This window comes from Modestobacter sp. Leaf380, from assembly GCF_001424485.1.
Taxonomy (GTDB): domain Bacteria; phylum Actinomycetota; class Actinomycetes; order Mycobacteriales; family Geodermatophilaceae; genus Klenkia.
In genome coordinates this window covers 253,939-268,599 of the sequence record NZ_LMQC01000021.1, presented here as the reverse complement: position 1 = coordinate 268,599, position 14,661 = coordinate 253,939, and the positions used below count along the sequence as shown (strand labels likewise).

General features: G+C 73.9%; 12 protein-coding genes and 2 pseudogenes. 8 read left to right on the top strand and 6 right to left on the bottom strand.

Annotated features, from left to right (window positions below):
- Positions 1 to 96: 96 nt before the first annotated feature.
- A pseudogene (locus ASG41_RS19280) lies at positions 97 to 513 on the top strand (molybdopterin dinucleotide binding domain-containing protein); the annotation flags it as partial.
- 3 nt (positions 514 to 516) lie between these two features.
- Here the strand turns inward: ASG41_RS19280 and ASG41_RS19275 are convergent.
- Positions 517 to 1,848: a cytochrome P450 gene (locus ASG41_RS19275; protein WP_157519541.1), complete on the bottom strand. Its 1,332-nt coding sequence runs from the start codon at positions 1,846 to 1,848 to the stop codon at positions 517 to 519.
- Between the two features lie 122 nt (positions 1,849 to 1,970).
- On the opposite strand from ASG41_RS19275, the gene ASG41_RS19270 reads away from it, so the two are divergent.
- Entirely contained in the window at positions 1,971 to 2,999 is a 1,029-nt protein-coding gene (locus ASG41_RS19270; RefSeq protein ID WP_056299019.1) for an Atu2307/SP_0267 family LLM class monooxygenase, read from the top strand.
- Positions 3,000 to 3,081: 82 nt separating this feature from the next.
- Here ASG41_RS19270 and ASG41_RS19265 read toward each other — a convergent pair whose 3' ends face one another.
- The 3 genes from ASG41_RS19265 to ASG41_RS19255 are packed head-to-tail and all read right to left on the bottom strand — an operon-like array spanning position 3,082 to position 5,908.
- Positions 3,082 to 4,107 carry an NAD(P)-dependent alcohol dehydrogenase gene (locus ASG41_RS19265; RefSeq protein WP_056299015.1) on the bottom strand — a complete coding sequence of 342 codons (1,026 nt, stop codon included), beginning with the start codon at positions 4,105 to 4,107 and terminating at the stop codon, positions 3,082 to 3,084.
- Positions 4,104 to 4,859, bottom strand: coding sequence for an iron-sulfur cluster assembly protein (locus tag ASG41_RS19260; protein ID WP_056299013.1), 756 nt, complete (start codon positions 4,857 to 4,859; stop codon positions 4,104 to 4,106). The genes ASG41_RS19265 and ASG41_RS19260 overlap by 4 nt, the downstream gene beginning before the upstream one ends.
- Positions 4,859 to 5,908: an amidohydrolase family protein gene (locus tag ASG41_RS19255; RefSeq protein ID WP_056299010.1), complete on the bottom strand. Its 1,050-nt coding sequence runs from the start codon at positions 5,906 to 5,908 to the stop codon at positions 4,859 to 4,861. Before ASG41_RS19255 ends, ASG41_RS19260 begins: the two co-directional genes overlap by 1 nt.
- Before the next feature lie 184 nt (positions 5,909 to 6,092).
- Here ASG41_RS19255 and ASG41_RS19250 point away from each other — a divergent pair, with 184 nt between their 5' ends.
- Both ASG41_RS19250 and ASG41_RS19245 read left to right on the top strand, forming a co-directional pair.
- Positions 6,093 to 7,526 carry a helix-turn-helix domain-containing protein gene (locus ASG41_RS19250; protein WP_200939112.1) on the top strand — a complete coding sequence of 478 codons (1,434 nt, stop codon included), beginning with the start codon at positions 6,093 to 6,095 and terminating at the stop codon, positions 7,524 to 7,526.
- Between the two features lie 42 nt (positions 7,527 to 7,568).
- On the top strand, positions 7,569 to 9,155 hold the full coding sequence (locus tag ASG41_RS19245) for a hypothetical protein (protein WP_056299007.1): 1,587 nt from the start codon (positions 7,569 to 7,571) through the stop codon (positions 9,153 to 9,155).
- Positions 9,156 to 9,158: 3 nt separating this feature from the next.
- Here the strand turns inward: ASG41_RS19245 and ASG41_RS19240 are convergent, their stop codons facing one another.
- Entirely contained in the window at positions 9,159 to 9,743 is a 585-nt protein-coding gene (locus ASG41_RS19240; RefSeq protein ID WP_056299003.1) for a TetR/AcrR family transcriptional regulator, read from the bottom strand.
- A gap of 105 nt (positions 9,744 to 9,848) precedes the next feature.
- Here ASG41_RS19240 and ASG41_RS19235 point away from each other — a divergent pair, with 105 nt between their 5' ends.
- The 4 genes and pseudogenes from ASG41_RS19235 to ASG41_RS19225 all read left to right on the top strand — a co-directional run bounded on the left by ASG41_RS19235 (position 9,849) and on the right by ASG41_RS19225 (position 13,451).
- Positions 9,849 to 11,174, top strand: coding sequence for an NtaA/DmoA family FMN-dependent monooxygenase (locus tag ASG41_RS19235; protein ID WP_056299001.1), 1,326 nt, complete (start codon positions 9,849 to 9,851; stop codon positions 11,172 to 11,174).
- 34 nt (positions 11,175 to 11,208) lie between these two features.
- A pseudogene (locus tag ASG41_RS25130) lies at positions 11,209 to 11,682 on the top strand (MFS transporter); the annotation flags it as partial.
- Positions 11,683 to 11,737: 55 nt separating this feature from the next.
- Positions 11,738 to 12,688: an MFS transporter gene (locus tag ASG41_RS19230; protein WP_162245586.1), complete on the top strand. Its 951-nt coding sequence runs from the start codon at positions 11,738 to 11,740 to the stop codon at positions 12,686 to 12,688.
- 13 nt (positions 12,689 to 12,701) lie between these two features.
- Positions 12,702 to 13,451, top strand: coding sequence for an NADPH-dependent F420 reductase (locus ASG41_RS19225; protein WP_056298996.1), 750 nt, complete (start codon positions 12,702 to 12,704; stop codon positions 13,449 to 13,451).
- Here the strand turns inward: ASG41_RS19225 and ASG41_RS19220 are convergent.
- Positions 13,442 to 14,647, bottom strand: a complete 1,206-nt coding sequence (locus ASG41_RS19220; RefSeq protein WP_056298993.1) for an MFS transporter — start codon at positions 14,645 to 14,647, stop codon at positions 13,442 to 13,444. The two genes, ASG41_RS19225 and ASG41_RS19220, sit on opposite strands and share 10 nt — an antisense overlap.
- Positions 14,648 to 14,661: the final 14 nt, after the last annotated feature.

Here is a 14,661-nt window from a genome sequence, read left to right as displayed (position 1 = left end):
TGGCTGCACTTCTACAACCACCACCGGCCCCACAGCGCCACCGGAGCCCTACCCCCGATCAGCCGCCTGGACAACCTCGCTGGACATCACATCTAGCCGGAGTTCTTCGTGGAGGTCTCCCCGCAGCTGGCCGCCGAACGGCAGCTCACCAACGGCGGCTGGGCGACCCTGGTCAGCGCCCGGACGGCGATCGAGGCCAAGGTGCTGGTCACCGAGCGGATGCGCCCGCTGACCATGGGCGGGGGACAGGTCGTGCACCAGATCGGGGTGCCCTACCACTGGGGTGAGCAGGGCCTGTCGACAGGTGACAGCGGCAACGACCTGTTCGGGGTCGTGATGGACCCCAACGTGCACATCCAGGAGTCCAAGGTCGCCACCTGCGACATCCGGCCCGGACGGCGTCCACGCGGGCCGGCGCTGGTCGAGTTCGTGGAGAGCCGCCGCCGGGCCGCCGGGGTGGCCAGCGGGCTGGTGCCGCCCGGGGGGCGGGCACCGGTGGAGGAGGCGGACTGACCCTCAGGCGGTCCAGCGCACCGGCAGCCGCTTGACCCCGCGCTGGAAGGCCGACCGGAGGAGCACCGGCTCCCCGGCGGCCTCCAGCGTGCGGGTCCGCCCGACCAGCTGGCCGATGAGCGCGCGCATCTGCACCCGGGCCAGCTGGGCGCCCAGGCAGAAGTGCGGGCCGTGCCCGAACGTCAGGTGCGGGTTGGGGGAGCGGCGCAGGTCGAACGCGTCCGGGTCGGCGAACACGCCGGGGTCCCGGTTGGCCGCGGTGAAGGAGACGACGACCTTGTCCCCGGCCGCGACCTGCTGCCCGGCCAGCTCGACGTCCCGGGTCGCCGTCCGGCGGAACACCATGACCGGGGTCCACCAGCGCAGCATCTCCTCCACCGCACCGGGCAGCAGCGAGGGGTCCGCGCGGAGCTCGGCCATCGCGTCGGGGTGCTGCAGCAACGCGATCAGGCCACCGGGCAGGCCGTTGCGCAGGGTCTCGTTCCCGGCGACGGCGAACAGCCAGAACATCGACTCGAACTCGGCGTCGCTCACCGAGCCGTCGGCGCCGTCGACCTGGGCCAGCAGCAGGCTCATCACGTCGTCCCCGGGGGCGGCGCGCTTGTGCTCGGCGAGCAGGCGGGCGTAGCCGTAGAGGTCGGGCATGCCGGCGGCGGTGCGCGGGTCGGGCATCCGGCCGTCCGGGCCGGGCTCCGGTCGCAGCCGCAGGGCCTCCCGGGCCAGCTCCGTGCCGGTGCTGCCGTCGAAGTGCGACGACGTCGCGTAGTCCGGGTCCTGCCAGCCGATGACCCGGTTGGACCAGTCGTACATCAGCCACCGGTCCTCGGCCGGCACCCCCAGCACCTCGGCCAGGGTGAGCAGCGGCAGGTCGGCAGCCACGTCCCGGGCGACGTCCACGACCTCGGGCCCGGCCAGCATCCGGTCGACCAGCCCGGCGGCGGAGGACTCGACGGCCGCGGTGAGCGCGGCCACGGCGCGCGGGGTGAAGCTGCGGTTGAGCAGCCGGCGCAGCCGGGCGTGGTCGGGCGGGTCGGTGTTGAGCATCATCCGGCGGGCGAAGGGCAGGTCGGTCGCGTCGCGCACCTGGGTGGCACCCAGCCAGGAGGAGAAGGTGGCGGGGTCCTTCATCACGCGCTCGACGTCGGCGTGCCGGAGCACCAGCCAGAACCCCGGCCCGGCCGGCTGCCCGTGCAGCGCCGGCTCGTCCACCCAGACGACGGCGTGCCGGTCGCGCAGCCGGGCCAGGGCGGCCAGCGGGGGACCGGTCTCGTAGGTGGCCGGGTCCACCACGGCACGGGTGTCGGCGCTGGGGCTGTCGGTTGCGGCGTGCGTCACACGAGGACCCTGGCGCACCCGGACGGTCGCCGTCGACCCCGGGAACACCGCAGACAGTTGAACGCTTGACTAGACTGCACCCGCCACCGCACCCGGTGGCCCATCGACCTGGGAGGTCCACCGTGCACATCGGCGTCGACAGCTTCGTGGCAGCAGTCACCGACCCGTCCACCGGACAGGAGATCGGCCCCGCGCAGCGCATGTCGGACCTGCTCGAGGAGATCGCCCTGGCCGACCAGGTCGGGCTGTACTCCTTCGGCATCGGTGAGCACCACCGGCCCGAGTACTACGACTCCGCCCCGGCGATCATCCTGGCCGCCGCCGCGGCCCGGACGAGTGCGATCCGGCTGGGCAGCGCCGTCACGGTGCTGTCGGCCGCGGACCCGGTCCGGGTGTTCCAGCAGTTCGCCACCCTGGACCTGCTCTCCGGTGGCCGCACCGACCTCGTCGTGGGCCGCGGGTCCTTCACCGAGGCGTTCCCGCTCTTCGGCCTGGACCTGGCCGACTACGACTCGCTGTTCACCGAGAAGCTGGAGCTGCTGCTGCAGATCCGGGACTCCGAGAAGGTCACCTGGTCCGGCCAGCACCGGCCCGCGCTGCGTGGCCAGGGGGTCTACCCGCGCCCGGCGCAGGAGCAGCTGCCCATCTGGGTCGGCGTCGGCGGCAGCCCGGAGTCCTTCGCCCGGGCCGGCCTGCTCGGCCTGCCGCTGATGATCGCGATCATCGGCGGCGAACCCCGCCAGTTCGCCCCGCTGGTCGACCTCTACCGCCGGGCCGGTGCCCAGGCCGGGCACGCCCCCGAGAAGCTCAAGGTGGGCCTGCACGTGTTCGGCTACGTCGCGGAGAGCACCGAGGCCGCCGCCGACACGATCTACCCGGGCTGGAACGAGATGTTCACCAAGATCAGCCGCGAGCGCGGCTTCCGGCAGCCCAGCCGGGCGCAGTTCGACGCCACCTCCGGCCCCGACGGCGCCTTCTTCATGGGCGACCCGCAGACCGTGGCCACCAAGATCGAGCGGGTCGCCGAGCAGCTCGGCGGCGTCGACCGGCTGAGCCTGCAGATGACCAACCCGCGCCTGGCCCACAGCGACCTGCTCAGGGGCATCGAGCTGCTGGGCACCGAGGTCGCCCCGAGGGTCGCCGCCCTCTAGCCCCCGCCCGCCGTGGCATGGGATCCCCCGCATACCGCTGACGCGCCGCGCCGTATGCGGGGGATCCCATGCCGGGGCGTCGTCAGGGGACGAGGATCGCCCGGCCGCGGACGCGGCCGGCGTCCAGGTCGTCGATCGCCTGCTGGAAGTCCGCCAACGCGTAGCGCTGGGTGTGCAGGGTGACCTTCTGCTGGGCGGCGAGGGCCATCAGCTCGACCAGGTCGTTGTAGCTGCCGACCAGGTTGCCGATGATGTTGATCTCCGCCGAGATCAGGTCGATCGTCGGGACGTCGATGTTCTCGCCGTACCCGACGATCAGGTAGTCCCCGCCCTGCCGGGTCATCGCGATGCCCTGCTTCGTCGACCCGCCCTCACCGACGAAGTCGATGACCACCTCGGCGCCCTTGCCACCGGTCAGCTCCAGCACCTGCTCGACCTGGCTGCCGTCGGCCACGACGGCGTGGTCGGCGCCGATGCCCAGCGCCAGCTCCACCGCGTCGGGGTTCCGGTCGACGACGATCAGCTCGGCCGGGGAGATCGCCGCCATCACCTGGATGCCGATGTGGCCCAGGCCGCCGGCGCCGATGACCACGCAGCGGTCCCCGGCCCGCAGTCGCCGGGCTGCCTTCGCGGCCGCGTGGTAGGCGGTCAGGCCGGCGTCGGCCAGCGCGGCGACGGCGGCCGGCTCCAGCGAGTCGTCCAGCTTCACGCAGCTGCGTGCGGTGGTGAGGATGTACTCGGCGTACCCGCCGTCGCTGTCGATGCCGGGGAACCGGTTGGCCTCGCAGTGCACGTCGTCGCCGAACCGGCAGGCACGGCACAGCCCGCAGGTGACCAGCGGGTGCAGGATCACCGCGTCCCCGACGGCCACGTTGGTGACGGCGTCGCCGACCGCGTGGACCCAGCCCGCGTTCTCGTGGCCGATCGTGTACGGGAGCGCCACCTGGGACTTCTCGGCCCACTGGCCCTCGAGGATGTGCAGGTCGGTGCGGCAGACGCCGGCTCCGCCGACCCGGACGACGACGTCGTGCGGACCGCTCACCTCCGGCTCGTCGACCTCGGCCAGCGCGAGCTGCTGGTGGTAGCCGGTGACGCGCACGGCCTTCATCTCAGGACCTCCAGGGGGAGTGCGGAGTCGATGGACGGGCGGAACACCTGGTCGGCGTCCGAACCCGGGTAGCGGGTGGTGAGCAGGCCGCGGCAGAAGTGCGCGTTCCCGTCGACGGAGATCCGGACCGACCGTGCCTTGCGCAGGGTCATCGCCACGGTCTCCGGCGCCGGCCGGGTGCCCTCGGGGGTCAGCAGCACCGGGGACGACGGGTCGGTGGGCAGCCCGAGGGCGGCCCGGCGGGACAGCAGCGAGTCCCTCGACGTCCCGGCCGGCAGGTCGGCCAGGACGAGGTCCCCGACGGCCTGCTCGGTGCGCGAGGCGTCGGCGCGGAGCCACTCCGTGAGGGCCCGCTCCATCGCGGCGGTGTGCGCCTTGCGCTGGAAGGTGGCCCGCAGCTCGTCGAGGGACAGCTCCGCCTCGTGGCCGAAGGTGCCCCGGTAGCCGGCGTCCGCAGCGAGCCCGGCGTTGATCAGGTCGGAGTCGTGGTGGTCGTCGAGCTCCACCACGACCCGGCCCACGCCCGGGACGGCGAGCAGCGCGTCCCGGGCGTCGGACACCATCAGCCAGGCGAAGTTGGGGGCGCAGAACGACGTGGGCAGCCGCAGGTGCACCTCGACGTCCGTGCCCTCGACGACCACCGACCGGACGAACCCGAGGTCGGTCACCGCCTCGTCGAGCTCGGGGTCGATGACGGTGTCGAGTGCCGCGGTGACGGCGGCGTCGGACAGTCGGGGCAGGACCGCCGTCATCAGGCCATCGCCAGGTTCTTGTCGGCCGCGTCGGGGTCGCGCGGACCGGTGGCGGTGGCGTCGGCGTCGGCGACCTGCAGGCGCTCGGGCACCGGGATGTCGTACAGACGCGCGGCGTTCAGCCCGAGCACCTTGCGCTTCTGGTCCACCGAGATGGGCGCGTACTCGGTGAGGTCGGCGGGGATCTGGAAGTCCACGAAGGACTCCACCAGCCACTTGGGCGTCCACAGCGCGTAGTCGCTGGAGAACAGGATCCGGTCCTCGCCGATCCAGTAGAGGAGCTCGCCCATGATCTGGGCGAAGTACCGCGGCCGGGAGTGGATGAAGGGCATGGCGACGGCGAGGCCGCCGTAGACGTTGGGCTCCTGGGTGGCGATCCAGCAGAAGTCCTCGAGCCGGGGCAGGCCGACGTGCTCGACGATGAAGTTGAGGTCGGTGAAGTCGGTGGCCACGTGGTCGACGTCGGCGACGTCGAAGGCGTCCCGGTCCAGCGGGCGGATGGTGGGGCCCTTGTGCACGTGCACGTTCGTGATGCCGAGCTCGCGGCAGACCTCGAAGTACCGGTAGGCCATCGGGTCGTCGAGCTTCCAGCCGCGGCTGTCGCCGTGCCAGTCGGCGGTGTAGAGCTTCACGCCCTTGAGCTGGAAGCGCTCGGCGTCGGCACGCAGCTGGTCGAGGCCGGCCTCGCCGTCGCGGGGGTCGAACCAGTGGTTGTACGTCAGCTTGTCGGGGTGGGCCTGGGTCAGCGCCCAGGCCTCCTCGGTCTGGCCGAAACCGCGCTCGTAGAACTCACCGAGCCGGGCGGGCTGGAAGACCGCGTGGTCGACGATCCCGTCGACGAAGACGTCGCGCATCAGCCGCTCGCCGCCCTGGTAGAGGTACTCCTCGTAGGGCCACAGCTCGGACTCGGGGCTCAGGTTGCGGTGGTAGTCGTAGAAGCAGTCGATGAACTGCTTGCCGTGGATGTTGCGCTGGTTCTCGGGGCGGGCGTCCCAGAGCGCGATGTGCGCGTCCACGACGAAGTAGTCGTTGCCGTCCTTGCTGTACACGGGTCCTCCTCGAGCAGGCTCCAGACCCTCCGTTGGGAGCTGGATCACACCGGCTCCGACGCTAGGGCGGCATGCGCACGTCGCTCTACGACCCGGCGTCTCAATGTGAGACACCGACCACTCGTGGCCGGGGGTCCCGGGCCCTACGCTCGAGGAGCGCACCGTCGCGCGGAGGGGGTCCGTCGTGGACACGTCAGGCAGTCCGATCCCGCTGGCCCGCCCCCGGGTGCAGGCCTCGTGGGTCCGCAGCGAGCGCTACGGGGTCTCCCCGGAGGGCGTCGAGCCGGTCTTCACCGGCACCGTGGACACCGGTTCGTTGTTCTACGAGTGCGGTGCCGAGGTGCTCAGCCGGCTGCACGGGACGCTGGGCACCGAACCCGTCGGGCTGATGATCACCGACCACGAGGGCCTGGTGCTGGCCCGCTGGTCGGTCGATGCGGACATGAACCGCTCGCTGGACCGGGTGCACCTGGCGCCCGGCTTCTACTTCGGCGAGCAGACCGCCGGCACCAACGGCCTCGCCCTCGCCCTGGCCGACCGGGTGCCGGCGCTGGTGCGCTCCGGGGAGCACTTCGTGGCACCGCTGCGGCGCTACACCTGTGCCGCCGTCCCGGTGCTGGACCCGCGCAGCGGCGACCTGGTCGGCAGCATCAACATGACCACCTGGTCCGACGCCTCCTCCGACCTGCTGCTGGCCCTGGCCCAGTCGGCGGCGGGCAACACCAGCGCGCTCATGCACGTGCGCGCCGGCGGTCAGCCGGTGCGTCCGCTGCCGCGCGGCGAGGTCTTCCATGTCGTGGCCGACCGGCTGCCGGCCGGGGACCCGTGTGCCTCCCGCGGCTGGTCCGAGGCCGTCGCCGGCGCCCGGGACGCCGTCTCGGCAGGCCGGCTGACCGTCGTGGTGGGGGAGCCGGGGGTGGGCAAGTCCGCCGTCGCCACGCTGGCCCGGCAGGGACGACGGCGCCGCGAGCGGGTGCTGGTGGCCCGCCCGCCCGGCCCCGAGGACGTCGAGGCGTGGCTGGCGCTGTGGTCACCGGCGCTGACCTCCCCGGACACCTGCGTGGTGGTCGCCGGCGCCGACGCGCTGCCGGCCTGGGCCGCCGACGAGCTGGCCGCGGTGTTGGCGCACAGCGCGACCCCGCTGCGCCCGGCGGTGCTGACCGCGTCGTCCTACGCCGCGCTGCCACCGGCGCTGGCCGCGCTGGCCGACGCCGTCGTCGAGGTGCCACCGCTGCGCCACCGGCCCGAGGACGTCGGCCCACTGGCCCGGTCCTTTGCCCGGGAGCTGCGCCACCGGGACGTCGAGTTCACCCCGCGGGCGGTCCGGGCGCTGGCCGCGTACGGCTGGCCGGAGAACGTCCGGGAGCTGCGGGCGGTGGTGCGGGAGGCCGCGTCCCGCACCGACGTCGTCGACGTGGGCCACCTGCGCCCGGAGGTGCTCAGCTCCGTGCAGCGGTCGCTGACCCGACTGGAGCAGCTGGAGCGCGAGGAGATCCTGCGCTGGCTGACGGTGCCCGGGACGACGGTGGTGCAGGCCGCTGCGGAGCTGGGGCTGTCCCGCGCCACCCTGTACCGGAAGATCAGCCAGTACGGCCTGGCGGTGCCGGGCCGGGGCTGACCCGGTGGCCGGTCGCCGCACCCCGGCGGTCAGGATCGGGGGGTGCCCCCCGCGACCGTCCGCAGCGTCCTGCTCCCCGGCCGGCACCACGTGCTGACCCGGTTCCAGGCCGAGCACCTACGGGCGGTCGTCGCCGGCGGGGTGGCCGACACCGACGGCGTTCCCGTCGTGTGCACCGAGGACGTGGCCGTGGTGTGGGCGGTGACCTCGGCCAACCACCGGGGCACCCGGCGCAACCCGGTGCCCGCGCACCGGCGGGAGGCCGCCATCGAGCGGTTCTGCCTGGCCGAGGGCCTCACCGGTGTCGTCGTCGGGGTGGTCGACGTGGCCCCCACCGACCGGTTCGCCGAGCTGACGCTGAAGACCGTCGCGCACGAGACCGGCGGTCGGTGGGCACCGGACCCGGCCGACACCGTCGTGGCCTGCTCCACCGCGTCGGTCGCTGCGATGTACCGGGCGCTGGGCTACCGCATCGTGCCGGTGGAGGACGCCTCGCTCGACGCCCCGGCCCGGCCGTGGGACGTGCTCGAGCTGCTGGTGGCCGACGACCCGGCCTGGCGCGAGCTCGCGCACCCGGCCACGGTCGCGGTGTTCGACCGGTACGGGCTGGCGGAGTCCACCCGGGTCATCTGCTCGGACCCGGTCGTCGGCTCCGAGGGCGGGCTGACCGCCACCCGGGAGTACCGCTCCTACATCGCTGCCTTCGAGTCCGCGGCGCAGCGCAAGTGGGACCAGGCCCGGCCCTACGTGCAGCCCGGCCGGATCGTCGACATCGGCTGCGCGACCGGCGCGATGCTGGAGCTGGCGGCCGGCGAGCCGACCCTGCACGAGTCGGACCTGTTCGGCGTCGAGGTGGCCCGGCACCTGTTCGACGAGTGCGAGCACCGCCGGGCACAAGGGGCCTTCGCAGCCAACCCGAACACCTTCTTCGTGCAGGCCAACGTGCTCAACGGGCCGGTCTTCCCGCCGGCCACGGTGGACACCACGACGACGTTCGCGCTGACCCACGAGATCCTCAGCTACGGCGGCGGGGTGTCCGCGCTGGAGGAGCTGGCCGCGAACGTCATCGCGCACACCGTGCCCGGCGGTGTCTGGGTGAACTCCGACGTGTGCGGCCCGGCCGACGGCGACCGGACCGTCCGGCTGCGGTTGCGCACCGACGACGGTGCCCGCCCGGCCGGTCCCGTCGACCTGCTGGCGCGGCCCGCCGAGGAGGTCGGCCCGTACCTGGACGGGCTGTGCACCCGGGCCCGCCTCGACCAGTTCGCGGTGGACTTCCGCCGGGCGGCCGGGGTGGCCTTCCCCTTCGAGATCGACGGGGACGACGTGCTGCTGCGGCTGGCCGACGCCATGGAGTTCCTGTCCAAGGTCAGCTACACGCACAACTGGCTCAGCGAGGTGCACGAGCAGTTCTGCGCCCTGGACGGCGCCGCGTGGTCGGCGCTGGTGCGCGCGGCCGGCTTCGAGGTCGACCCGCGCTCCGGCGCCTGGCGCAACGACTGGCTGGTGGACAACGTCTTCGCGCCCGTGGCGACGCTGCTGGACCCGGCGACGGGGGAGCAGCTGGACTGGCCGGACACCCACGTGCTGCTGGTGGCCCGCCGCCCCGAGCTGCCCGGGATCAGCTGAGTCTCAGGCGGGGGGAGTGGCCCAACCGGTGCGCAGCAGGGACCCCAGGCCGGCCGGGGAGGCCGCGTCGGCCATGGCCGCCTCGCGGACCCAGCTGATCGCCAGCACCGCCAGGAACAGGTCCCGGCCGCGGACGTCGGACCGGGCCCGGCCGGCCTGCTGGGCCGCGGTGAGGAACTCCTCGGTCGTCGTCACGTAGCCCTGGCAGGTGAGCGCCAGCGGCGAGGTCTGCTCGGTGACGGCGGCCCGCAGCGGGTCGGGCAGCCCGTCGAACGCGGTCGCCCAGGTGCCCAGCGCCTCCAGCCAGCCGTCCAGTGCGACGGCCGGGTCGGTCTCCGCGGTCCGGACCGCGTCCCGGCGGGCCACCAGCTCGTTGTCCCGCGCCGCGAGGAGTGCGGCGAGCAGGGCGTCCCGGCTGGGGAAGTGCCGGTAGAGGGTGCCGGCGCCGACACCGGCCTGCTTGGCCAGCGCGTCCAGCGACCCGGTCACGCCGTGCTCGGTGAAGTACCGCTCGGCGACGTCCAGAATGTGCGTCCGGTTGCGGGCGGCGTCGGTCCGGGGCCGCCGTCCGGCTGTCGTCTCGGACACGTCCGGCCTCCCTGGTGGACAAGACGGAGAGTGTCTCCGTATGGTCGTGGCATCCGAACGGAGACCATCTCCGGATCAGGTTACCGCCTCCCGACAGGACGTGTCGTGCCCGCTCAGCTGCTCCTGGCCATCCAGATCGCCAACGGCTATGGCTCCCAGCCGGGCTCCTGGCGGATGCCCGGTGTCGACCCGCGCAGCTACACCGACATGGACGTCTTCGCCCGGTACGCGCAGGCCGCCGAGCGCGGCAAGCTGCAGCTGGTCTTCCTGGCCGACACCCCGGTGCTGGAGAACGACATCTCCCGGGCGGTGCCGAACCACTCGATCGACCCGCTGGTCGTGCTGACCACGATGGCCCGGGCCACGCAGCGGATCGGGCTGGTGGCCACCGCGTCCACGACGCTGAACGAGCCGTACGCGATCGCCCGGCAGTTCAAGGCCCTGGACGTGGCCAGCCACGGCCGGGCCGGCTGGAACGCCGTCCCGACCTCGCTGCCGGCCGCCGCCGCCAACTTCGGCGTCGCGCTGCCGCCGCGGGCGCAGAAGTACGAGCGGGTGCACGAGGTGGTCCAGGTCGTGCAGGCGCTGTGGGGCAGCTGGGAGCGCGACGCCTGGGTGCTGGACGTCGAGGGCGGGCGGTTCGCCGACACCTCGAAGATCGCGCCCGTCGGCCTGCAGGGCGCGCACGTCGCCTCCCGCGGACCGCTGCCGATCCCGCCGTCGGAGCAGGGCCAACCTGTCGTCTTCCAGGCCGGCGGGGGCGGCAACGGCCTGGCCGTGGCCGCCCGGTACGCCAGCGGCGTCTACGCCAACCCGTTCAGCATCGCCGAGGGCAAGGCGCACCGGGACGCGTTGCGGGCGGCCGCGGTGAGCGTCGGCCGCGACCCCGACGAGGTGAAGCTGTTCGCCGGCTTCATGCCCAGCATCGCCGGTTCCCGCCGGGAGGCCCGGGACCGCCGCCGCCGGCTCGACGAGGTCGTCGACCTCGAGGCGCGGGTCGGGTACCTGGGCTCGATGCTCGGCCTGCACCTGGAGCCGGCCCAGCTCGACGAGCCACTGCCCCCCGAGCAGCTCGCCGCGGCCCGGCCCTCGCCCGGGGACCCGCGCGCGCCGCACGCGCTGGAGGTCGCCCGCGAGGGCTGGACGCTGCGCGACGTCCTCGCGCACGGCGTCATCGACTACCACCCGGTCGTGCCCGGCACCGCCGAGGACGTCGCCGACCACATGCAGGCCTGGTTCGAGGCCGGCGCCTGCGACGGGTTCTCCCTGGCCATCGACGTCTACGCCGACGGCATCGACGCCTTCGTCGACCAGGTCGTCCCGGTCCTGCAGCAGCGCGGGCTGTTCCACCTCGACTACGAGGGCCCGACCCTGCGGGAGAACCTCGGCGTCCCGGACCAGTACGGACTCGACCCGCGCCTGACCGCCTGAACCACCCACACCCCACACCCCGAGGACCACGCGCATGACCGCCCACGACACGACCGCCGCACCGGTCGCCGGCACCACCGCACGACGGCCCGCCGCGGACCGGCTGGCCCCGGGCAGCGGCCTGGTGATCGGCATCCTGATGGTGTCGGCGTTCATCGTCCTGCTCAACGAGATGCTGCTGGGCGTCGCGCTCCCGACCCTGATCACCGACCTGGGCATCACCCCGACCACCGGTCAGTGGCTGACCACCGGCTACCTGCTGACCCTGGCGGTGCTGATCCCGGCGACCGGCTTCCTCATGCGCCGGTTCCACCTGCGGACGGTCTTCCTGGCCTCGATGAGCCTGTTCCTGGTGGGCACCGCGATCGCCGCGGTCGCCCCGGGCTTCGAGGTGCTGCTCGCCGGGCGCATCGTGCAGGCCGCCGGGACCGCCGTGTTCGTCCCGCTGCTGATGACCACCACGATGCGGCTGGTACCCGAGTCCCGGCGCGGCCAGATGATGGCCGTGGTGACCGCGGTCCCGGCCGTGGCCCCCCGCCGTCGGGCCGGCGGTGTCCGGGCTGGTGCTGTCGGCGCTGAGCTGGCGGTGGCTGTTCCTGCTGGTGCTGCCGGTCGCGCTGCTCGCCCCCGTGCTGGGTGCCTGGAAGCTGCGCAACACCACCACCCCGGAGCCGGTGACCCTCGACGTGCCGTCCATGCTGCTGTCGGCGGTCGGGTTCGGGGCGCTGGTCTACGGGCTGGCCTCGATCGGTGAGTCGGTGTCCGGGCACACCCTCGTCCCGCCGTACCTGCCCGTCGGAGTGGGACTGCTCGGCCTGGCCGCGTTCGTCCGCCGCCAGGTGGTCCTGCAACGCGGACCCGGGGCGTTCCTGGACGTGCGCGTCTTCCGCAGCCGGGGCTTCAGCATCCCGCTCGTGGTCATGGTCGTCATCGCCCTCAACGGGTTCGGCTCGCTGATCGTGCTGCCGCTGCTGCTCACCGAGGTCACCGGGCTCAGCACCCTGGCCATCGGGCTCTTCCTCGTCCCCGGCGGTGCCGCGATCGCGATCGTCTCCGCCCTCGGCGGGCGGGTCTACGACCGCGTCGGGCCACGCCCGCTGGCGATCCCCGGCTCGCTGGTGTGGACGGCCACGCTGTGGTTCTTCAGCACCGTCGACGAGGGCACCAGCGCACTCGCCCTGCTGCTGGCCTACCTGGTGCTCAACGCCTCCCAGGCCCTGATGTGGGCCCCGATGACCACCAGCGCGCTGTCCTCGCTGCCCGCCGACCTGTACCCGCACGGCACCGCGGCCTTCACCACCGTCCAGCAGCTGGCCGGCGCCGCCGGCGGAGCGGTGCTCGTCTCCGCCTACACGATCGGCTCCGGTGCCACCGACGCCGGCGACCTGAGCACCGACCAGGCCGTCGCCGCCGCCCAGAGCGCCTTCACCACCGCCGGCGTCCTGGCGTTCGTCGCCGTGCTCGGCGTCCTGTTCGTGGGCACGTCACCCACCACCACCACCACCACCACCTGAGAGGACCACCCACGTGAAGATCGGCATCCTGGGCGTCGGCGCCATCGGCGCCACGCTCACCGCACGCCTGACCGCCGCAGGCCACGACGTCCGCGTCGCCAACTCCCGCGGCCCGGAGACCTTCCCGGCGCAGGTCACCGACGCCGGTGGCCGCCCGGTGCACGCCGACGACGTCGCCACCGACGTCGAGGCGCTGGTCGTCTCGATCCCGCTGTCGGCGATCCCCGGCGTCCGGCCCGTCGTCGACCGGCTGGCCGCGGACGCCGTGCTGCTCGACACCTCGAACTACTACCCGGTGCGGGACGGGCAGATCGCTGCCCTGGACGGGGGTCAGGTCGAGAGCCTGTGGGTGTCCGAACAGCTGGGCCGCCCGGTCGTCAAGGCCTGGAACTCGATCGTCGCCGGCTCCTTCGCCGGCCTGGCACGACCCGCCGGCGCCCCGGACCGGATCGCGCTGCCGGTGTCCGCCGACGACGACGACGCCGACCGCGCGCTGGGCCGGCTGCTGGTCGAGCAGACCGGGTTCGACGCCTTCGACGCCGGCCCGCTCGCCGACTCCTGGCGGCAGCAGCCCGGCGCCCCGGCCTACTGCACCGACCTCACCCTCGCCGAGCTGCCCGCCGCCCTCGCCGCGGCCGACCCGGCCCGGTCGCCGCGCCGGCGCGATCTGGCCATGGCGGTCATCGGCGAGCTGATGGGCGACCCGTCCGCGGACCGCGGGCCGGACTTCCTGGTGCGCGTCAACCGGCTGCTCTACCCCTGACCGCCCGGCCTGGTCCGCGGGATCCGCAGTCCCGCGACCAGGCCGAGCGCCAGCACCCCCGTGGTGACGGCGAACGCGACCTGGAAGGAGGCCGCGTCGGTGAGCGCCCCGGCGGCCAGCGGCCCGATGATGCCGCCCAGGTCCGCGGCCATCTGGAACACCGCGACCACCCGGCCGCCGCGGGCCGGGCTGACGTCGGCGACCAGCGCCGCCGGGGTGCTGGCCAGCAGGGACGCCGACAGCCCGAACACCGTCATCGACACCAGGAACGCCGGGGTGGACGCCGGCCCGGCCAGCACCGCCACCGAGGCGGTGGCCAGGCCCGCGCCCAGCAGCAGCGAGGGCCGGCGCCCCCAGCCGTCGACCAGCCGGCCCGAGCGCAGCAGGCCCAGCGCCTGGGCCAGCGACCCGACCAGCAGGCCGGCGCCGGCCCAGGCGACGGTCCGGCCCAGCTCCTCGGTGACGTACAGCGGGACCAGGGAGTTGCGGACGCCGAAGAGCATCCAGCCCACCCCGAAGTTCGCCGCCAGCGCCGCGACGTAGGCCGGCTGGGCCAGCGCCGCCCGCACGGCCAGCGGCTGGGCGGCGGGCACGTCGGGGGCGGCGACCAGGTCGGGGTCGACCGGGCCCGAGGGGACCCGCAGCTGGGACAGCCCGACCAGCCCGGCGACGAGCAGGAACCCGGCGTAGAGGAAGAACGGCAACCGGGGTGAGAGCTCGGCCAGCAGCCCACCGGCCGCCGGTCCGGCGATGCCGCCCAGGATGAACCCGCCCTGGTAGGTGGCCGCGGCCCGGCCGCGGTGGGTGGGCGGGGCGACCCGCAGCAGCAGCGACAGCGCGGCGACGGTGAACATCGCGCTGCCCACCCCGCCCAGCGCCCGCAGGGTCAGGAAGACCGGGAAGCTGGTGGCCAGGCCCGCCAGCCCGGTCGACACCGCGACCACCGCCAGTCCGGTGCTGAGCACCAGTCGCTCGCCCAGGCGCTCCACCAGCGCCCCGCCGCCGAACGCCGAGGCGAACCGGGCCGCGGAGAAGGCGCTGACCGCGAGCCCCACGGCCGTCGTCCCCACGCCGAAGGAGCGGGCGAAGAGCGGGATGGCGGGGGCCACGACCCCGAACCCGAGGGCGACGACGAAGGCCACCACGGCCAGTACCCAGACCTCCCGGGGGAGGTCCCCCCGACCCTCGCGCAGCACCGGCGGATCGTCGC

What these genes read in the sequence shown, in the direction of transcription:
- ASG41_RS19265 (WP_056299015.1), bottom strand. Translation starts at nt 4,107, where the DNA reads ATGAAGGCCGTGCGCGTCACCGGCTACCACCAGCAGCTCGCGCTGGCC.
- ASG41_RS19260 (WP_056299013.1), bottom strand. Translation starts at nt 4,859, where the DNA reads ATGACGGCGGTCCTGCCCCGACTGTCCGACGCCGCCGTCACCGCGGCA.